A 19,983-nucleotide genomic window follows, 5' to 3' on the forward strand; every position below is an offset into this window, starting at 1 on the left:
GCATCCGGCGGGTGATGCTCATTGGCCTGCGCATCTCTCAGAGCCCCATCTGGGCTGAGGCGTCGAATCGAGTGTCCAACTGCCCGGTGTCGTTGGTCGCACCAAGGACTTGCCTTAGGAGACGGTTTAGCTGCGTGCTCTCATCGGCGGTAAGACCGGCGTCCGTGAGATCGTTCGTGGCCTGTGCAATATCCCACACTGTGGCGAGTGCCTCTCGGCCGACAGCCGTGATTTGGACGGGATTTCGTTGACCTCGAGCGCGGACCCCCGTCCGGCGGACCATCCCGCGTTGTTCCAGACCATCGAGAAGGGGCGACATGCTTTGCGGTGTTACAAGGACGGAGCGGGCAATGTCGGCTGTTGTCATCTCCTCTTGTTCGGCGAGGTAAGCGAGCACCCCGAAGTGGATCGGGTTCAACCCGTGCCCCGCCAGCCGTGCAGCCATCCGTCCGCCGAGAAACCGCGCCACCCGGACCGCGTTCCACGTCAATATGTCGTCAAGACCACCGTCTTCATCAGCCGCCACCTGCGCCACCTCTCGCTCACACCGCTCGAACCTCTCAGCTTTCCTGAGTTCCAACAGTAGGCACACGGCGTAACTTACAGAAAACTGTTTCTTCTTCGAAGGGTGCGCCATGTCAGACACAACCTCCACCGACCGCCAGCACGTGGCGGACCTCGTCAGCAAGGCGAAGGTCGCCATGCTCACCACTATGACGCCGGCGGGCAAGCACGTGAGCCGTCCGATGGCGCTTCAGAAAGCCGAGTTGGACGGCGACCTGTGGTTCTTCGCGTACGAGAACTCGGCCAAGGTCGAGCAGATCAGCACCATGCCGGAGGTAAACGTGTCCTTCTCCGACAACGGGAATCACTCGTGGACTTCCATCGCCGGCACCGCCCATGTCGTCCATGACCGGGCCAAGGCTGAGCAGCTGTATTCGAAGGTGCTCCAGGCTTGGTTCCCGGAGGGTCTCGACACTCCTGGTCTGACGCTGATCAAAGTCGAAGCCGACAGCGCGGAATACTGGGAAGGCCCGAACAGCACTGTCGCCTTCGTCACGGGGGCCCTGCGCGCTGCGGTCCGAAAGAACCCGGACAAGGACCCGATCCACAACGACACCGTCGAACTGTGACCGGCAACTCCGCACGTCTCCTCATTCTCGGGGCGAACGGGCCGACCGGCCGGCGGACCGTCGAACAGGCCCTTGAGCGCGGCCATCAAGTCGACGCTCTGACGCGCCACCCGGAGACGTTCCCGATCCGGCATGAGCGACTGCAGGTTACCGCGGGGGATGCCACCGATCCGTCCGTGATCGATGCTGCCGTAGCGGACGCCGACGCCGTCATCTGCACGATCGGAGCTGCGTTCACCAGGCAGCCGGTGAAGGTGTATTCAACGAGTGCACGACTACTCATCGCTGCGATGGACCGCTACGAGAAGCGGCGGCTGATCGTTGTCACCTCGTCAGGGCTCGGGCCGCCTCAGCAGACCGGTCCTGTCGGGACCTTCTTCAGGGCGCTGATGCGAGACCATGTCGGCAAGACCGTGTAAGACGACATGGCCGAGATGGAGAGCACGGTGTCGGCCAGCGACCTCGACTGGACCATCGTCCGGCCGCCCGGACTGACCAACCAGCCGGGCACCGGGTACGCCGTCGCGGAAGACCGGATCGAAGGTGGAATTTGCTCGCGGGAGGATCTCGCCGCGATGCTCCTGGACCAACTCGACGATGACCGGTTCATCCGGAAAGTCGCCGCGATGACGACCCCCGGCATGACGGCCAGCGCCCGCTACATGATCTGGCACGAAATGCTCAAACGCTGACCGGGTAGGGCCAACCGCTCTCCGTCCCCGGGGACACCCGATGCCACCTTTCGGCGCGTCTCGAAAAAGCCTGACCCGCACGAATATCCCCAGCCCGGCGCGAAACGGCTTAACAAGACACCACATATGCGCCCAACTGTGGGCCATAGCGCCCCTCGGTCGGACAGCAGTGAGATGTCTTTACACCTTTAGTTTTACGAGACGCTCAAGGGTGTGGTCAGTCGCGACCGGAGTCGCTTAGCGCTTTCATAGCGAGCGACGCCCGTCCGTGAGCAACGCGTCGGACGGGCCTCGCGATGACTAGCCGAGGAGTTGTTCGCTCAGGTGCCAGAGGCGGGATGCGTCGTCCCCGTCGAGCATTGCCGAGTTTGCGTCGGCCGGGATGCTGTTGGCCGTCATTGGTCGGACTTCGTCGTCGATCGGTGCGACGTCGCTGTCTTTCAGGTACACACCGCCGACGCCGTCGAGCAGTGGGCTTGCTGCACCGAAGACGACCGTGGCAGCTCCCTGCTCGATGGTCTTCTTGCCTACCTCGGGGTTGATGATGGTCTCGCCGTTGTCGTCGACGAGACCCTGTGCCCGCAGTGAGTCGAGTCGGGCGGGGGCGTGAGGGCCGGGGCCCATCACAACACCGGGGTGGACTGCGAAGGCACGGATGTTGTCTGCGGCGAAACGGCGGTCGAGCTCGACGGTGAAGAGAGTGTTGGCGTGCTTCGACTGAGCGTAGCCGGCAACCGGGTTGTACCCGGTGCTGAAGCTGAGGTCGTCCCACCGGATCTCGCCGATGCGCGCCGCACCGGACGTGACCGTGACGACGCGGGCTCCGTGCGCCGCGCGGAGAGCCGGCAGAAGTGCGCGCGTCAGCTGGAAGTGTCCAAGGTGAGAGGTGGAGAAAGCAAGTTCAATGCCCCGCGCATCGAGTCGGAGTTCCGGATCGAACAGGACTGCGGCGCTGTTCACGAGAATGTGAAGCGGACGTCCCGACTCATTCCACCGCGAGGCGAAGGCGTCGACGGATACGGGGTCGGTCAAGTCCAGCTGCTCGACGCGGACGCCGTCAATGCCCGCGACGGCTTCGGCCGCGCGGGCTGTATCTCGTGACGCGACCGTGACGGTGGCCCCGGCCGCGGCGAGGGTGCGGGTCACCTCCCGACCGAGGCGGCTGTGACCGCCGGTGACGATGACCTCCTTGCCGGTGAGGTCGAGTCCGGCAAGAACATCGGACGCAGTCGAGGCAGCGGTGAAGGGAGTGTCCAAGGAAATCTGCTGATTGATCATTGGTCCAGTCTCGTCACTGAAGTGTGGACGAAGAATACTTGTGGATCCAGAAAACATGCGTAAAAGTACAGGTATGCCCCTCGAAACGCAGCCGGACGCTCTCTCCGACGTGTTCGAGCAGGTAAACGTGCGCGCGATAATGACCGGAGGGTTCGCCGTTCAGGGCCCCTGGGTGGCAGGAACGGCTGTATCAAAGCCGCTGAAGTTCATCGCGGTCGTCGCCGGGTCTGCCGACGTGAGCGTCGACGGGCCCGGAGGGTCGGAAGGCCCCGTCTACCTATCTGCGGGTGACGTCGTGCTGCTGAACCACCGCACATCCGTCGAGGTGCGAGGGGGGACAGGCGACGGCCCAGTGGCCGACCTCATTCCGGAGGCGAGCTTTGACTCGATGGCACTGTCCGCCGCCGATCTCACAACAGACGATGTTCTGATCGGCGGCTGGATTCAGGTCAATCCGACAGGGCAGGAGCTCTTCAAAACCGCATTGCCAGGCCTCGTCCACGTCCGCGCCGAAACGCCGGCAGCATCCCGACTGGCGAGCCTCGTCGCACAACTTTTTCGAGAGGCATCCAGCGGGCGACTTGGCTCCGCTTTCGCCATCCGACAAAACGGTCAAATGATGCTGCTGGAGCTTCTTCGCGCCTACATGGAACAGGACGAGCCGCCCGTCGGATGGCTCCGCCTCCTCGCCGACGAAACGCTCGCCCCCGCGCTGCGACTCATGCACGAGCAACCCGGAGAAACGTGGGGCCTTGAAGAACTCGCCCGCTTAGCAGGCATGTCCCGCAGCGGGTTCGCCGAACGGTTCCGCAAGGTGTCCGGCACCCCGCCTTTGTCGTACCTGGCACGCTGGCGGATGGTGCTCGCTCAACGGGCACTGCGCGACCCCGACGTCCGCGTCGGAGCCCTTGCTACAGATCTGGGCTACGGGTCCGAAAGCGCGTTCAGTAACGCCTTCAAGCGCGAGGTCGGCCACTCTCCCCTCAACTACCGACGGCTGCTGAGCGCGAACGGATAGGTATCAAAGTGCAGTCGCCTCTTTGGGCGAAGGGGAGTCTCGGACCCTGACTTGCCCCCTAGATCCCCGCACGGGCCGCCAAGCGGTGCCAAAAGTTGGCCACCTACCGTTGCGACTCTTAGGAATGGTGGCGCGAATTGTGGCCAAGTGAGACGTCTCGTAAATCTTTAGTTTTCTGAGACTACGAGTTCATACGCGCTGACCGCCGCCCGACGGGCGTTTCATTTTCTACGCGGTGGCGCGTGGTGGTGTGAGGAGTGTGCCGCGGATGACGCTCCCGTGGAAAGTACGGATCGCGACGGTGATCCACGCGGCGAGGAGTCCCGCGTAGTAGATGCAGGCGAGAACTTGCAGGGCCATAAGCCCGGTGTGGAGGGCGAGTCCCGAAAGTCCGGTGACGCAGGTATCGACGGGGAAAGTGAACGACCACCAGGTCAGGGCGGACCCTCCGGACCTGTTCACGGAACCAGGACGCCGACCCGTCCCAGCCGATACGTTCCGCCAGCACGGTCGCTGGCATGAACGGCGACTCGACCAACAGCACCCTGACTTGATGCTCGACAGCATCGAATGCCGTCCCCGCTGGCGGCCGGACGTACTTCGGTGGCGACTCGGCCGCCAACGCTTTCGCGACCGTGTTCCGTGAAATCCCGAGCTGCCTCGCGATGACGGCCTGCGGGACCTTCTCGCCGTGATGAAGCCGACGAATCAACGCCCAATCTTCCAAAGTGATCACCCATCCAATCGTGGATTGAAGTGCTCACTTTTCGACCGTCACAACTGCTCAGTTTTCAACCGTCACCGACATTTTTCGATCGTTACGCCTTCGAGCGGGGGGACTATCCGGTGGTTGTCGCAGGAGGACACGACGGCCCGACATGTCAAGGGTGTTGCGTGTGTTGGTTCTTCACGTAGCGTCGTAACCAGCGGTGGGAGGCGCATGGTTATCACGAAGATCCGGATCGACGGGCAGAGCTTTCTCCTTGATTCGGCCGAAGATGTCCTCGCTCTGCGGAAGCGCATTCAAGACGCGGCTCGGACGTCACCGACGTTCGTGGACTTTAAATCAGTAGGTCACGGCACTGTGAGTGTTCTCGTCAGCGCAACCCGTCCGGTCCGGTTCGAACAGATCGAGCGGACTGAAGGCGAGTACGAGGAGATGCGAGAGAACCCGCCCGGACCAGAGATCGACCTCCTCGGGCTTGAGGGGCTTCTCTAGGACCGCACTTCTCGGATCCGGGTCGGCCGCCACGTCGGCGTCACCGGGCGAGGCGACATGCTGAGCAGGGTGTTTGGCTGCTTGAAGCGACGGCGTGAAGTTGTGCTCCGCCACCGGGCCGGCGTATGCGGACTTCATCGGTGCGGACCTTGCGGTTTCCGTTCGGCTCGGCGGCGAGGCGAACAAGCTCCGAGTAGCGATTTGACGGGGGAAAACAGGCTAGTTGAGGAGTAGCCGCGCGACATCCAGACCGAAGTCGTCAAGCGGTGAAGCGGATGGTGCCGATGTTGGTGCCGTAGTCGGCGCTATTCAAGGACGGGTGTTGCCGAGTCTGGGCGCTGCGGGCATAGGCGGGTTTTGAGCGGCGGGGTCTGGTGGCGGTGACGAGGACCGCCAGGAATGAGAATACGAGCAGGTGACCGGAAAAAGTCGACATCATTCCAGGGTGCCCCCATAAGGGCTGTACCGCACGGTCCGTATCTCGGATCTGAGAAGTCTCCGTTGCAGGCGGGGGTGGTGTGTGCGGGTACTGTCAGCGGCATGGGGTTCTTGCACTACGGCGGTGAGGTGTTTCCGCTTGACGACCGCACTCTCGTGCATCTGCAGATCGCCATCTACGAAGCTCGCGCCGGGGGCCGGGAGTTCTACGTGACCTGGCCGATTTCGAGGGACTCGGGGAGCGGCCGGCTGAGTGCGTGGCTGACCCCGGGGATACCCGTTCTTTTCGAGTACGAAGGGTCCCGCGTGCCACGGATCAACCGGGCGTGGGTCGAGAAGCTCGCCCACAGCGCGATGACCGGGACCGGGCTCGTCGTCACTCCGGAACCGTTCTGACCTGAGGTCGTCCTCCAGTGGCTGAATCCACCCCTGACGAAGACCACAGTCACACGTCGCCAGCGGGTGTCGATGTCGGTGTCTAGCAACGGTAACGGCTCGAAACCCTGATTGTGGGGCCGGCGTTTGTCGATTTTGACTCTCACAACGGCCGTCATATTTCTACGTTTTTGACGGCCTCCATGTTGGTTGTCTTTGAGATCGTCGACCTGGAGGATCGGGGCCCCACACTCGGATGTGGCTGTCCCCGCGTTCGACCTAGGTTGTTTCGTCCTCGAATAGCGGTTGCAGCGGCTGCTGGAGGCGGCGCCAGATCACGCCGAGCTGGGGGGAGGTGCTGCGGCAGACCGACAGGGCCCGTCGGTTCGGGTCGGTTGCCCGGTGCGGCGAACAGCTGCTTGGTACGGCGAAGTGGAGTGCGTCGACGCGGCGAGGACCCAGCCCCTTCCGGCCCGCGTCGGCCCGCGCTCGGTTTTCTCGTTGCCAGGTGGGACAGGTGACATGACCTAACCGGGACAGGTTCTGAGAAGATCCGCTCTTTCTGGAGGGTTGCCGCTGGGTCGATCACGGGCGGCGGAGAGCGGGGAGGATTGCGCCGCTCCAAGTAACGTGCCCATGTCCAGTGCTGATCGAACTCGTCGTGCGGGTCACCCGTCTTGGACGGTCGCTCCGGCGGCGCTCCGTCCGTTCCTTGCTGTCCTCGCGCGGAGGGGGTTCTCAGAAGGCGGTGTAGTACTTGTTCTTGAAGTCGTACCAGCTGCTGCAGTGGCTGGCCCAATCGGGTGCGTGGCCGTTGCAGAGGCGGATTTCGACGTACTTCACCCCGACGCTGCTGTCGGAGGGCACCTGGTCGGCGCAGTTGTCGCCGGCGCCGCTGGTGCAGGGAGAGATGTAGCCGAAGTTGCCGCTGCCGACGGTCTGGATGTTGTAGTTGATGTAAGGGCCGTTGCCGTCGGCCTTCAGGTCGTGCTCGACGTAGCTGATGTGGTATGTCGAGCTGGTGCTCCACACGAGGGTGACTGTCGCGGAGGCGTTGGAGTCGGTGGAGGTGAAGTTGTGGCTCTCCGAGGCGGTGGTGGCGAACGCCGGTCCGGACACGCCGACGGTGAGGGCGACGGCGCCGAGGAGGGACGCCGCGAGCATGCGGGCTCGAAGTTTCATGAGATTCTCCTTTGGGATCTGCATTGATGTGCAGGTGGGTGAGACGGATCGGGTCTGGGAGTGATGCGAAGGATGCTGCGGGACCGCCTGCCTGACGGGGCTGTCAGTACTTCGGGCGGGCGAACTTGTATCGGCCGGTGGTGTCCCAGGGGTCTTCGTAGAGCTTGACGTGGTTGGTGGAGGCGTTTCCGGTGCCGGCGTTGCCTTCGACGGTGCGGATGTGTCCGTCGCTGTGGGAGCGGACGAGTCCGATGTGGCCGACGCCGTAGTACCAGACGATGTCGCCCTGGCGGACGTTGGCGGCGGAGACGGGGGTGCAGAGGTCGTAGAACGCTTCGGAGCTGCGGCTGAAGCCCGTGTCGGTGCCGCGCAGGCACCAGCTGACGAAGGTAGCGCACCAGTCGGCTGAGGTGTCGTACTTCGATGTCCAGATGGCATTCATCTGGGCGAGGTTGTTGCCCTCGTAACTCTTCGCGAGGGTGATGACGTCCGACGGGGTGGTCGGGGCCGCCGCATGAGCGCGTTCGGCGGGGCCGGAGAGAGCGACGATCGTCGCGAGGGAGAGTCCGCCAGCTCCGACAAGGAGCGAGCGCCGGCTCAGCAGGGCTGAGGTGTCCATCTTCATTGAGGAATCATTCATGAGCGCAACCCTCACACCGGCTCCGAGGAGAGCTCAAGTCGTCCGAAATGCCCCTACCGTTCCGCAACTGTCAGGGCCATAGTGAGAGGACCGCGGCCATGGCAGCCCTTCTTCCCCCGGCCATCCGGTGCTCATCGACTGCTCCCATCGCCGGGGCCTACCGTGGAAGGACCTCGGGTCACGGACGTCGTAATTCCTTCTCGAGGTGCGGTTCTCGTGGACCCTGTGCAAGGTGCTTTGCGGGGGCCGTGGCAGAAGCAGGCGGTTTTCGGCTCGACGGCGATCGCGCACTTTGAGGGGGAGCCGGCGGGCCGTCGGCGTCGGGTCGGCGACGGCCCGCCCGGGGGAGACGTCCTTGTCTCCCGTGTCCTCGTCGGCGATGCTCCAGCAGCGGCCGGCGAGGAAGGTGGCGGTCCCGCGAGGTCGTGTCCGACGCGATGCTGACCGGCTGGCGGCCTCGGTGCGGGTGACATTACTGCTTCTTGAACGAAAGAGGAAGAGGCATCACAGCGCTTGAGGCGCACCGATCTGATGGGGCTCTCTCTCGAGAGTGCTGAGTTGCACGCTTCACGCGACAGGCAGGAAGCGACCGGAACTTTGCCGCGACCTGTTTCCGCGATGTCGTCGTGGTGCAGGAGGTGAGTGTCGGAGGCTGTCGAAAGGCGCCGACGTGCTTCGTTGCGGTCGTGAACGTGATCGAGGTCCGGCGCGACTCCATCGCGATCTTACACAGGACCCGGCGACCGGGTCTGCTTCTGCTGCTTGTGTTCCTCGTGCGTCTTGTCCGCTACGACGTCAGGAACCGCTAGCTCGGGGGAGTCGGGCAGCTCCGGCGACGTCCAACCTGGCTCCTACCCTTGGTGGGCGCGGACGTTGTTGGCGTCATCCGGTAAGTCGATCGGTGTCGTCGGGCGTGACGAGATGGTCGCTGATGTCTTGGGCGAGTTGTTGGAGGAAGCCCACGTCGATGGTGGCAGCATCACGAGGGTGGGTGTCGAAGATGCACAGCGCTCCGATTCGTGTCCCGTCAGGAGCCATAACTGGGCAGCCGGCGTAGAAGCGGATCAGTGTGTCGAAGGCGATGCGAGGGTCCGACCAGGCGTCTTCGACGACGAGAGGTTCTGCTGTCTTGATGGTCGTCGCGCAAAACGATTCTGCGATCGGGATTTGGGAGTGGGGCAATCCCACTTGTGCTTTGTTCCACTGGTATGTGTCGGTCACCACGGAGAACACCGCAGCCTGTGTGGCGAACAAGTCCCGTGCTCGGCGGACGATCGCAGTGAGAGGAACTTCTGGTGGGGAATGCAGAATCCCGAGAGTGTGAATGGCTGCGAGGCGTCGCCGTACCTCTAAGGGGTTGCTGCCCGCAGCGGCGGTGAGCCCTGACGGGGTCGTACCGGATGTCGTCCACCGACTTGGCGACATGGAGGTACCGGCCGGGGAACCCTCGCCACTTTTCATCACCGGAGGGGGGCCAACGAGAACGGGCACGAGGTGACGGGCGAGGACCGTCGCCCAGGATTTGTAGACCGCGGGGCTCTTGAAACGCATCCGATCGACGTCGTCGAGCCTTCCATCGGCGATGTCAGGTGGGGCCAGGTAGGTGGCGCGCGGATCGCCGAGGAGGACGGTCTGGGTCATCTGGTTCAACGCAGCGGCCCACCGGTCGACGAGGCCGTGTTCTTTGGTGTGAGTCACATTCACCGAGCTGACGGGTTGAATTCCCACCATGGTGATCATGGTCCCGGGCGGTGTCGATGCTTTCAATGCGTCCGTCAGTGCGCGCACGTGTCCCATCCACTCCAAGGGGGCGAGGAGTTCGAAGGCATCGCCCACGCCGGTGAGGACGACAACGGCGTCGTACTCCATCCCGCCTTTGTCAGGGAGGGAATGGAGAAGGTTTGTGATCGACATGCCGGGCTGGACACAAACATCCACGTCCGCACCCCGCCCGGTTCTGAGAGCGAGTTCGCGGGCCAGCTGGCCGGGTAGGGCGAGGGCATGCGTGCGGACACCCCACGAGACCGCGTACTCGTTACCGAGGACGAGGATTCGGTGTCCGGTGGGAGCGTCGACGCTGCCGTGAGCGGTGTCGTTGGGCTTCGGGACACCGGCGGACCGGGCGGACACGGTTCGCATCCTTTGGCGCATGACGGTTCGGGCAAGAGGAATCAGGCTGGAGGGCAGCATGCAGGTCTCCGTAATGGAGCGTGAGCGCATCTCCGTCTGAGGTGGTGGCCGCAACACTACCTTCCGTAGAGCGTCGTCCCTACTCCCCACAACGGGGTCGCACTTCGCGCAGTCGCGGCGTCGGTTCGGGCTCCGTTGGACAGGCCCGCCGGAGTCGCTGCGCTGATCCGCAACCGGCGGCAGCTGACCTCGTCTGCTGCACCTGTGGAAGGAGGACACGTGAAATCCGACCCGTCGCGATGCTCCTGCCGCCTGCGCGTGTTCCGGAAACGGAACCGGAGGGTCGATGCGGCCAGGAGCAGCGCCAACGGTGTGCTGTGACCTGAAGGAGGATCGCTGGGTGGAGTCAGACCACCTGGCGGTCTTCGTCGCGGCCCATCACACTGGTGGGGTGGACGTGATGGTTCTCGCAGGCAGGTTGGTCGATCGCGCGCAGGAGCGCGGGCAGGCGGTTCTGCGGTGCGACACGACCACGCCGGTGGAACAACTCAGGCATCAGGTGCGACGCATTGCGGCGGAGCGGCGTGTGCAGATCCGCACTGGGATGATCGACGATGTTTTCGCGGTCGTGCTGGCAGATGCCGGCCCGTGGGATGAACCGGTGAGCATCATGCGCCGACGACTGCCGAGGCCGACCACGGCCAACACCGTCCACTGATGACGTTTCCTACGCGTCCTCCTCTCCCGACAAGCACCCTCTCGCGGCAGGCCGCCGCCAGAGCGGCACGTAACGCGGGACGGCGCTCAACATTCGCCAAGACGACTCTCACGCAAGAGGTCCCTTTCCCCTTAGCGCCCATACCTGAACATCGCTTCGGCGATGCCGGTTGGGCTGTGTGTCTTCCTGAGCCGGACATCGTCATTGCCGCACCGTGTACGGAGCTCGTGCCCGTACGCACGCTGGGGCTTCGATGCCCGAAGGGGTGATGTCGATGTGCGCGTCGTCTGTGCGACGAGGACGCGGGGCCACATTCTCGATCGTGCCAGCGCTGGTAGTGCCGAAGCTGCGGCGAAGCCAGGTGGAGGTCGGTGCTGGGGTGAGCGGCTTGGGCGTGAAGGAGCGCGAGAGAGTAGGGCTTGCGCGTGCCAGGTGGGGCTACATACCGAGGATCGACTGGCAGTGGTGGGCGTGTCGCCGTGCGGCCGGATGAAGTGGGATTCTCACGAGCAAGGGGTCTTTCATGAAGAACGCGTCCACCGATCGGGCGGCGGAGATCGCGCGTACCGCAGCGGCGCTGTTCGAGTGGGACGACCTGCGCCCAGCTCAGTTCGAAGCGGTCGAGGCACTCCTCGAGGGGCGTGACGTAGTGGGATTGATGCCGACGGGTGTCGGAAAGTCGGCCATCTACCAGGTCGCCGGCGCCGTGATGGAGCGCCTTGTCGTGGTGGTCTCCCCTCTGATCGCTCTGCAGGCCGACCAGGTCGCTGGTCTGGTGGGGCACCCCCTGGCGCCGAAGGCCATTGCCATCAATTCTGGACACACTGAGGCGGAGAATGACGCCGGCTGGGAGCAGCTGGCTGCGGGATCGGTGACGTACGTGTTCCTGGCTCCGGAACAACTCGCCAGCGATGCCACGATGGACAGGCTGCGGTCGGCCGATGTCGGGCTGCTCGTCGTCGACGAAGCCCATTGCGTGTCGTCGTGGGGGCATGACTTCCGGCCCGACTACCTCCACCTCGGCGAGATCGCGGAGCAGCTGGGCCGCCCTCCGGTCCTGGCGCTTACCGCGACCGGCTCCGAGCCGATCCGGGACGAGATCATCGAGCGCCTGCGGATGAACGACCCTCTAGTCCTAAGCCGGGGCTTCGACCGGCCCAATCTCGCTCTGTCCGTGGTCCGCCACGAAGAGGACCACGAAAAGCGAGAGGCGGTCGTCCGCGATGCCCTGTCGGCGCAGGTGCCTGCGATCGTATACGTGGCGACGCGCAGAGAGACGACTGTCTACGCCGCGGCCATCTCTGCCGAGCGTCCTGATCTCAGAGTCGTCGGTTACCACGGCGGACAACGCTCGTCCGAACGGGGACAGGTCCACGAAGCGTTCCATGCTGGCGAGATCGACATCGTCGTGGCGACGAGTGCGTTCGGGATGGGGATCGACAAGCCCGACGTCCGCACCGTCATTCACGCGGACGTGCCGGACTCTCTTGAGGAGTACTACCAGGAGATCGGTCGTGCCGGTCGCGACGGCAGTCCGGCCACGGCGGCTCTGCACTACCGCCCTGAGGATCTCGCCCTTCGTTCCTTCTTCGCTTCCGGGCTTCCGGGAAGGGCAGACCTTCGAGCCGTCTTCACGACTGTCAAAGCTGCCGGTCGTCCCGTCGGCCGCACCGCTGTCAAGGATCAACTCTCCCTGGGAAAGAACGCGGTGTCACGTCTCATCGACCTCTTGCTCGAGGCAGGCGCCCTTTCCGAGAGCAGAAGAGGGTTTTCCGCTGTCGACTCCATGACTGCCGAGGTCGCTGCCGCCTCGGCCAGGGACGTGGCCGAAACACGTGATCGAGTCGAGAAGTCGCGGATCGAGATGATGCGCTCATTCGCCGAGCACCCGAGTCGTCGGCGCCACTTCCTCCTCGGCTACTTCGGAGAGGACACTCCCGAATCGTGCGGCAACTGTGACAACTGCGCCCGGGTCGAGGCCGGCACGGGTCAGGGTGTCGAGGAGCGTTCCGACCGGCAGGATGCTGTGCCCTTCCAGATCCACGCAGATGTGAGCCATCGCGTCTGGGGCGAGGGCACCGTGATGAGCTACGAGGCCGACCGCATGACCGTGTTCTTCAAATCGGAAGGATACAAAGTCCTCGCCCTCGAGGCCGTCGCCGAGCACCACCTCCTCGAAGAGGTTTCCTGACCGCGCCGACACGGGCCGTCTACCTCAGCAGTCATGAGACCGGCGGGCCGTCCACCATGAACTGCTCCCCGGATCGCCGAGAAAGCGCCGACCGCGGAATCAGGGCGTAGCGACCGGATCTGCTCGAAGGAGCACGGTCAGATGGTCATGACCGGGATGGCCATGCGGGGTTGCTCTGCGTGCAGATACCCGCAACGGCCTCCGATACCACCAGTGAAGTGTCCTCCGGTCACCTACGACAGCTCGATAGCGCCGACGGCGGCGAACCATCGCTTCAACTGCGCAGCCATCAACTCCGGTGCGACCACTGTCAACCCGGTGTTAAAGTAGAACCAACGTCGCCCTCCGACAACTCTTGTCGACCACGTCGACTTTGCCACCACCACCACGATCTCTCGCTGCTCATCTCTGCCCGTGTGCAGGGAGACACGGTCGTGAAACTGACATGCTTCGAAATGCTGACCGTCTAACGTCCACGTCATGCAGGTTTTCATCACGAGGCACTGTAGCGGGCCATGTGAAGAGGCGCCGATTGTGATCGGGATGCCCGCCGACGACACCCCAGGTGTGCAAGCCGCGGCGTTAATTATGGCGCTTGACGTCTGCCAGCACCGTGACGAACGCTTAGACCCTCGAAGTGGGGCCAATCGCCTTATGCGTCCCCAGGAGGGGGGACCGTAGAGTGGCGTCAGCCACCAGCAATACGAAGAGAAAACCCGAATTCTGCTCTCCGTGGCCGCGTGCCTCCCTACAAGGCCGGCGGTTCCTCTCTCGGCAGGCCCACCCGAGGGGCCTGCCGAGACAGGCCACCTCAAAAGAACGTCACGACCACGCAGTGATCCGCTGCCTTCTCGTTACTTCGGCTCGGCAGCTAGGACCCGCCCCGACGACCATGGCCTACTGTTTCATAGGTTCTCTTCAGCAATGCAGGAGCGACAAGGCGCTTTGCCTCGTGTCGTGCCGGGCCCCTCATTCCTGTGGCCAGAGGTTGCTATTCAGGAGTTGGCTGTCGTCATCACCGTTAAGTAGGGTGGCGTCCGTTTCGGGTTACGGACGAGGGCGGAAGAGACATTCGGGTTGCCTTTTCCGCCCCATCTCTTTCGCAGGCCTCTCCGTGGTGTTCGCCGTCGATCGATGAGCTTCGCGTCCGAATCAGCCAAGACGATCAGGCTCGGTGGACCGGCCGACGACGATGGGTGAAGACGGTCAGCGGGACACCCGAAGTCAGCAGGCTCGCGACGCTAGCGAAGAGGCCAACCGCACTCGAGCCGGTAAAGGCGAGCTCGGGCGGCAATCCTGCGCCGCGTGGATGCTCGGTCGCTAACGGATGCTGAACTCCAAGAGGCCCATCTCGACCTCTAGCCAGTTCTTCTCGGTATTGCCCAGGGGGTTGTTGGGTCGCCCCCGTAGGCCGTCAGCTCTAGAGGAGGAAAGGTCTCCGACTGAATGTCCATCAGACAAGTGTCTTGTATCTCGGAGTCAAGGCACATGGATTGACGCGCATCGACGGGTCTGGTGATCGCCAGGCAGCACTTCCCCCGGGTCGGATTCGGGAAGTCGAAGCCGCGATGCTCGACTAGGTCGAGGACTTGTCAGGGAGTGCGCCTTTCATCTTTCGCAGCAAGCACCTCGGGGACGCCACTGATGATGTCCGACCCCGTTCAATGGCCAGGGGAGTGTGCAACCAAGTTCTGCTCTGAGCGGAGGGTGTTGCGACGGCAACGACGTGCCGGGCAGTCAGCAAGAGCTCTCCGAACTCTCGCGCTCCGCCGACGCAATCCGTCGAGGGCAGTTCAGCCCTTTGCAGTTCTGAGGCGGAGAAGAGGGGCACCGGAATGGCGCGAGTAGACCGGTGCCCCTCTGAAGATGCCGATGTTGTTGCAAGAAGCTTCACGGGCAGGGATGCAAGCAACACCGGCCAATGAAGACGTCGTGAACGCCTTCGACTCCGCAGACGGTACCCGCCCGTGGCAGCAAGGGGCCGGTGCCGGCGGCAGCCTGGCTCAGGGTGAGTGCAGGCGCAGCACCCGTTGCGGGGGAACCTCAGGCAGTTGGGTTCGTCTCTCCAATCACGCAACAGCCTGTTGCGTCATGACATTCGCTCCAAGCCGGAGGCGTCAGGTTGCGTCAGACTGCTTGGGATGTCTAACCCAGCCCCGTGCCATCGTCCTACGACTCCACTTTGGCGACCCTCAAAGACCAGGTGCTCACGGCGAGGTTCACCGCGCAACGCCGCGTGAACAACGAGCTGGTGGGCCTGTATTGGCGGATCGGCGACACGATCGCCGAACGGCAGGCCGCGGAAGGGTGGGGAGCGAAGGTCATCGCTCGGCTTGCCGCAGATCTTCGCGCTGCGTTCCCCGACATGAAGGGTTTCTCCCCACGGAATCTGACGTACATGCGGACACTCGCCGGAGCGTGGCCGGATCCGGCAACTGCGCAACAGGCTGTTGCGCAATTGCCATGGGGTCACGTCACCGTCCTCCTGGATCGTCTCAACGACCAGGCGCTCCGGTCCTGGTACACGGACCAAGCACTGGCCCATGGTTGGTCTCGGAACGTCCTCGAGCACCACATCAAGACGCAGGCCCACACCAGGTTCGAGGCGGCCCCGTCGAACTTCGACCGAGTCCTCGGCCGGACAGATTCTGATCTCGCCCAGCAGATCACAAGGGACCCCTACGTTCTCGATTTCCTCGCCGTCAACGGTGATGTCAAGGAACGCGGCCTTGAGCAGGCCCTTGTCGACCGGATCATCGACACGCTCCGCGAGCTCGGCGACGGCTTCGCGTTCGTCGGCCGGCAAGTTCACTTCGACGTCGAGGGCGACGACCTCTTCGTCGACCTGCTGTCCTTCCACGTCGAGCAGCTCCGCTATGTCGTCATCGAGCTGAAGACAGGAAGATTCAAACCCGAAAACCTCGGTCAGTTGGGCTTCTACGTGGCGTTGGTCGATGACAAGCTCCGCCGCCCCCAGCACGCAGAGACGGTCGGGTTGCTCCTCGTGACGAACAAGAACGACGCTGTCGTCCGCTACTCACTCGGATCACAGCAGACCCCGATCGAAGTTGCCAGCTACGACTTGCTCCCTCCAGGCATCCAAGCCGCTCTTCCGCCGGAGGAAGACCTCGCTACTGCCTTGAATCGGGTGGACCCGGATGACGAGTGACGTCTGGATATAGCCACGGTCCAGACCTGTTCGAAGTAGCGAGCCAAATCCCTCGACTGGGACATAAACGTGTTACTTGACATAATCAATATTATCGGCTGACAGGCCCCGCTGAAACGAAGACCTCCTGCTTGTCTCCGACCATCGCTGTTGTGTCTCGAATTCAGCAGCCGTTGGATTGCATCAAGCGTCAGGACGCTCCGCCTCAGCTCGGTTTAGCCTCAGGGAGGGCCTTCCCTTGCCTGGGCTGTTGCTTACGGGCTCAGCGACTTCGCTGGCAGATCCCTAATGACTGCACGCAGGTCGTCGTGGACGAAAGGACCACGCCTTCTGCGTCGAAGGGCCGATCGGATATGGGCCGGTTTCTGCCGCGGGCAGCGAGCCACAGTGCTCGGTGCGAATCGCATTGCGCGTTCGGGCTTCGAAAATGCTTGGATCAGCGAGCCTGTCGCGTCGCGCTTCTCGAAGCAGAAACCTGATTGGGTCGTTTTCCGGATGTGTCGACCCGTCCTCCGGGTCACCGAGTACGAACAGAGACGCAGGTCGCAAACGCGGCCGAGGAAGGGAAACACCATGACCGAGATCACCGCCCACCACGGACTCTTCAAAGACACCAACCTGCACGTCGACGACACCGGCGGCACCGGGCGCCCGGTTGTCCTCATCCACGGGTGGCCCCTGTCCGGTGAATCGTGGAGCAAGCAGGTCGACGTGTTCGCAGACGCCGGTTACCGAGTGATCACCTACGACCGGCGTGGCTTCGGGCGGAGCGACAAGCCAAAGACCGGCTACGACTACGACCACCTCACCGAGGACCTGCACAGCGTCCTCGAGGAGCTGGACCTGAACGACGTGACCCTCGTCGGCTTCTCGATGGGCGGCGGCGAAGTAGCGCGCTATTTCAGCAAGTACGGTGTCGAGCGGCTGCGCAGTGTCGTGTTTGCCTCCGCCGTTCCGCCGTACCTGATGAAGACCGATGACAACCCGAATGGTCCCCTGACGAAGGACGCCGCTGCCGAGATGACAGCAGGCTTGACAAAAGATGAAGACGCTTTCTACGACGACTTCACCACCTCGTTCTTTTCCGTCGACGGCGTCTTGAAAGTCACGGAAGAAGAACGCCAGGACGCTCTGCGGCTTGCCAAGCAGGCCAGTAAGAGCGCGGCACTCGAGGCAATGGCTTCCTTTGCAAACACCGACTTCCGCGAAGACCTCACGAAAGTCACCGTGCCGGCTCTGATCATCCACGGTGACGGTGACGGCACGGTGCCGTTCGAGGGGTCGGGCGCGCGAACGCACGAGGCCATCGCCGGGTCCGAGCTGCACGTGATTCACGGTGCCCCGCACGGAGCGAACGTTAGTGATGCAGATGAGTTCAACCGGGTCGTGGTGGCCTTCCTCTCCCGCTGACCCGGAGCCGCGGCGGCGCCCCTGCCACCGACAGGGGCGCCAGCGCCGCCAGTCCCTCGAGCGGCATCACGAAGGCGACTGTTGGGATCCTGCCTTGCTGCGCAAAGCCGGACTCGTCCGGCGCCTCGCTGCTCCTTACTTGCAGCTCAACGCGACGACAGAGATGTTCCTCCCCCCCCCCGTTGGCGAGCTGCCATCGCGGCGGCTGCAGGACATGCGTTCCCGGAGTATGGGACCACGATCCTGCTCTGTCTTGTCGCCGCTTATGAGGACTTGTCGACTCAGCTGATCGGTGTCAGGTTCAGCGCATGACCACACCCTCTTCTCCCTCGAACTCCCGCTTGGCCACTTCCAACCACGACCGGGGCTACCGCCCTCGCCAGGATGGACAATGACGGGGGCCAGGCAAGTACTTTCACAGAGACCGCGGCTGCGCCCTCCCCCCGGGCCGGCCGCGGTTCTCTACGCACAGAGGAAGAACTCCACACGGCTGCACGAATACCCGTTCCCCCTCATTGGAGCGATGCTCCTCCGGGTCGTGTTCTCATCCGCCTGAGCGGTCCTGCCGGGACCATAGCTGTGATTCTGGGTGGGATCCGACATAGGATTACGGTATGGCTGCAATCGAAGTGACGGCGTACGCCGCATCGGTGCGAACAGACGTTCCCGAGCTCGTCGACGAGTTGCGGAACCTGCTCGGTGCGCAGCTGGTCGCCTACCTAGCCGGAGTGAAGGAGACCCGCGCCGTGCGGCAGTGGGCAGAAGGCCGCAATCCCCAGCCGAGACAGGAACAGCGCCTCCGCGTCGCATTTCGGGTCACCAAGCTCCTGCTCGAGCGGGACCGCCCACGCGTAGTGCAGGCCTGGTTCCAAGGGATGAACCCGCAACTGGACGATGTCTCTCCGGCGCGGTTCATTCTCGAGACCGACGGCGCCGACCCCCGCGTCATTGCCGCAGCGCAGGCTTTCGCCGCGAACGGATGATCCCCACCGACAGGCTCCGCATCGTCCGCGCGGCCGCACCAGTGTGGCGGGTAGGACGGAAGCCATCCCCCTGGGACTGGCCCGACTGGAAATACGCCGACGGAAGCACCGGCACATTTTCTGGGCGGTGGGACGCCCCGGTTCCTCACACTTACCGCACGACATACGCTGCTACCCGCGCCGAAGGCGCACTCTTGGAAGTCCTTGCTCGCTTCCGACCGGACCCGCAACTTGTCGCGGGAATGGACAGCATTGCCATCGAGGAGACCGACACGGCGCTCTACTCGACGTCTCCGGCGGGCCTGGTACCCGAGGAGTGGTTCGAACCTCGCATGCTTACCTCCGCAACCTTTGCGGGGAGCTTCTGCGACATCGCTCACTCCGAAACGGTCGCTGCACTGTGGCCCGAATTCCAACCTCGAGCAACCGCAGCTCTAGGGCTTTCAGACTTTGATGGCTCCGCTCTGCAGAACGCGGATGTCCGACCTCTCACCCAAGCGGTTGGAGAACGCCTCTACCGGTTGACCACCAAGGAGGGCACTCCTCTCATCGACGGCATCCGATTTCTCTCCCGCTTCGGGGCTGACCAGGAACTCTGGACCGTCTTCGAACAACCGTCCGACGGCGTCCGCAGCCCACTCCTGACCGGCATCGCGACCGTACCCCTCTCTCCCGCACTCGACCCCGTCCAAGCCGCCATGACGACCCTCGGCCTCACCACCGACAGCGACTGACCTGAGCAGTTTGAAGCTCCCGTCATTGCGTAGGAAGCAAACCCCCTTGGCGGCTCCCCCGCTGACGGCACTCTCACCCGCACTCGACTCAATTCATGCCATGGCGACCCTCGGCTTCACGACTGACAAGGCTTGGCCTTCAGCAGCGTCGTCAGCACGCCCAAAGTCTCGAAACGGTCACGACCGACTCCACTAGCAAACCTTCCTTCGTGGTGCGCCGAACACATCACATCGGGTGAAAACCCAACGGACGTCGATGAGACGTTCTCGTAACGTCCAACAAAGGAACAGCTCATGCGCAAGATCTCCAAAGCCGGTATCAGCTTCGCCGCCGCCGGTCTCCTCATCGCCGGTGCTGCCGGAATCGGCACCGCCGCCAACGCAGCCCCCTCCGTCCACCTCGCCGCCTCGTCGGCGAAGATCCCGGCGCCCGTCGCCGCGGTCCCCGAGATCTTCGGCGGTGACACCGGAGTCGCTCTCGACAGCAACTTCCTCGCCGCGCTGAAGAGCCTCGGCCTGACCCCCTCGACTGACGGCTCGGCGACGCTCGCCGACGGCACCATCAAGTTCCCCATCACGGGCGGCTCGGTCGTGTACTGGTCCCCCAAGGGCGACTACCGCCCCTACGTCCAGGGCCTCCTCGAGCACGACGGGTCGGGCCTGAACCTGACCG

At 63.6% G+C, this 19,983-nt stretch carries 17 protein-coding genes and 2 pseudogenes; 12 read left to right on the plus strand and 7 right to left on the minus strand.

Going from position 1 to position 19,983, the window contains the following annotated elements:
* Positions 1–37 precede the first annotated feature (37 nt).
* Positions 38–637 carry a MarR family winged helix-turn-helix transcriptional regulator gene (locus tag ABD733_RS11315; RefSeq protein ID WP_344796235.1) on the minus strand — a complete coding sequence of 200 codons (600 nt, stop codon included), beginning with the start codon at positions 635–637 and terminating at the stop codon, positions 38–40.
* Here ABD733_RS11315 and ABD733_RS11320 point away from each other — a divergent pair.
* Both ABD733_RS11320 and ABD733_RS11325 read left to right on the plus strand, forming a co-directional pair.
* Positions 636–1,133, plus strand: a complete 498-nt coding sequence (locus tag ABD733_RS11320) for a pyridoxamine 5'-phosphate oxidase family protein (protein WP_344796237.1) — start codon at positions 636–638, stop codon at positions 1,131–1,133. The two genes, ABD733_RS11315 and ABD733_RS11320, sit on opposite strands and share 2 nt — an antisense overlap.
* Positions 1,130–1,825 (plus strand): annotated as a pseudogene (locus ABD733_RS11325) (NAD(P)-dependent oxidoreductase). The gene ABD733_RS11320 and the pseudogene ABD733_RS11325 overlap by 4 nt, the downstream one beginning before the upstream one ends.
* 300 nt (positions 1,826–2,125) lie before the next feature.
* Here the strand turns inward: ABD733_RS11325 and ABD733_RS11330 are convergent.
* Positions 2,126–3,103 carry an SDR family NAD(P)-dependent oxidoreductase gene (locus ABD733_RS11330; protein ID WP_344796239.1) on the minus strand — a complete coding sequence of 326 codons (978 nt, stop codon included), beginning with the start codon at positions 3,101–3,103 and terminating at the stop codon, positions 2,126–2,128.
* A gap of 73 nt (positions 3,104–3,176) precedes the next feature.
* Between ABD733_RS11330 and ABD733_RS11335 the strand changes: the two genes are divergently transcribed.
* Positions 3,177–4,121, plus strand: coding sequence for an AraC family transcriptional regulator (locus tag ABD733_RS11335; RefSeq protein WP_344796241.1), 945 nt, complete (start codon positions 3,177–3,179; stop codon positions 4,119–4,121).
* Positions 4,122–4,349: 228 nt separating this feature from the next.
* Here the strand turns inward: ABD733_RS11335 and ABD733_RS11340 are convergent, their stop codons facing one another.
* A complete protein-coding gene (locus tag ABD733_RS11340; RefSeq protein ID WP_344796243.1) occupies positions 4,350–4,688 on the minus strand; it encodes an SLAC1 family transporter in 339 nt (112 codons plus the stop codon).
* Between the two features lie 373 nt (positions 4,689–5,061).
* On the opposite strand from ABD733_RS11340, the gene ABD733_RS11345 reads away from it, so the two are divergent.
* Positions 5,062–5,340, plus strand: coding sequence for a hypothetical protein (locus tag ABD733_RS11345; RefSeq protein WP_344796245.1), 279 nt, complete (start codon positions 5,062–5,064; stop codon positions 5,338–5,340).
* A gap of 259 nt (positions 5,341–5,599) precedes the next feature.
* Here the strand turns inward: ABD733_RS11345 and ABD733_RS11350 are convergent, their stop codons facing one another.
* Entirely contained in the window at positions 5,600–5,776 is a 177-nt protein-coding gene (locus tag ABD733_RS11350; RefSeq protein WP_344796247.1) for a hypothetical protein, read from the minus strand.
* Positions 5,777–5,880: 104 nt separating this feature from the next.
* Between ABD733_RS11350 and ABD733_RS11355 the strand changes: the two genes are divergently transcribed.
* A complete protein-coding gene (locus tag ABD733_RS11355) occupies positions 5,881–6,174 on the plus strand; it encodes a DUF7882 family protein (protein ID WP_344796249.1) in 294 nt (97 codons plus the stop codon).
* Positions 6,175–6,891: 717 nt separating this feature from the next.
* On the opposite strand, the gene ABD733_RS11360 is transcribed toward ABD733_RS11355, so the two are convergent.
* The 3 genes from ABD733_RS11360 to ABD733_RS11370 all read right to left on the minus strand — a co-directional run bounded on the left by ABD733_RS11360 (position 6,892) and on the right by ABD733_RS11370 (position 9,844).
* Positions 6,892–7,335, minus strand: a complete 444-nt coding sequence (locus tag ABD733_RS11360) for a hypothetical protein (RefSeq protein WP_344796251.1) — start codon at positions 7,333–7,335, stop codon at positions 6,892–6,894.
* A gap of 103 nt (positions 7,336–7,438) precedes the next feature.
* Positions 7,439–7,975, minus strand: coding sequence for a CHAP domain-containing protein (locus ABD733_RS11365; RefSeq protein ID WP_344796253.1), 537 nt, complete (start codon positions 7,973–7,975; stop codon positions 7,439–7,441).
* 882 nt (positions 7,976–8,857) lie between these two features.
* Entirely contained in the window at positions 8,858–9,844 is a 987-nt protein-coding gene (locus ABD733_RS11370) for a GAF domain-containing protein (protein ID WP_344796255.1), read from the minus strand.
* A 661-nt stretch (positions 9,845–10,505) separates the two neighbouring features.
* On the opposite strand from ABD733_RS11370, the gene ABD733_RS11375 reads away from it, so the two are divergent.
* The 7 genes and pseudogenes from ABD733_RS11375 to ABD733_RS11405 all read left to right on the plus strand — a co-directional run.
* The gene (locus ABD733_RS11375) at positions 10,506–10,823 is read left to right on the plus strand and encodes a hypothetical protein (protein WP_344796257.1); all 318 of its coding nucleotides are present in this window, start codon (positions 10,506–10,508) and stop codon (positions 10,821–10,823) included.
* 523 nt (positions 10,824–11,346) lie between these two features.
* Positions 11,347–13,014, plus strand: a complete 1,668-nt coding sequence (locus ABD733_RS11380) for a RecQ family ATP-dependent DNA helicase (protein ID WP_344796259.1) — start codon at positions 11,347–11,349, stop codon at positions 13,012–13,014.
* Positions 13,015–15,196: 2,182 nt separating this feature from the next.
* Complete coding sequence (locus ABD733_RS11385) at positions 15,197–16,183, plus strand: PDDEXK nuclease domain-containing protein (RefSeq protein ID WP_344796261.1); 987 nt, start codon at positions 15,197–15,199, stop codon at positions 16,181–16,183.
* A 573-nt stretch (positions 16,184–16,756) separates the two neighbouring features.
* Positions 16,757–17,593, plus strand: coding sequence for an alpha/beta fold hydrolase (locus ABD733_RS11390; protein ID WP_344796263.1), 837 nt, complete (start codon positions 16,757–16,759; stop codon positions 17,591–17,593).
* Between the two features lie 614 nt (positions 17,594–18,207).
* A complete protein-coding gene (locus tag ABD733_RS11395) occupies positions 18,208–18,576 on the plus strand; it encodes a hypothetical protein (RefSeq protein ID WP_344796265.1) in 369 nt (122 codons plus the stop codon).
* Between the two features lie 194 nt (positions 18,577–18,770).
* Positions 18,771–19,310 (plus strand): hypothetical protein, encoded by a 540-nt coding sequence (locus tag ABD733_RS11400; RefSeq protein WP_344796267.1) that lies wholly within the window; start codon positions 18,771–18,773, stop codon positions 19,308–19,310.
* A gap of 294 nt (positions 19,311–19,604) precedes the next feature.
* Positions 19,605–19,983: pseudogene (locus ABD733_RS11405) on the plus strand (hypothetical protein); the annotation flags it as partial.

It is taken from the genome of Frondihabitans peucedani, from assembly GCF_039537585.1.
In the GTDB taxonomy this organism is placed as follows: Bacteria; Actinomycetota; Actinomycetes; order Actinomycetales; family Microbacteriaceae; genus Frondihabitans; species Frondihabitans peucedani.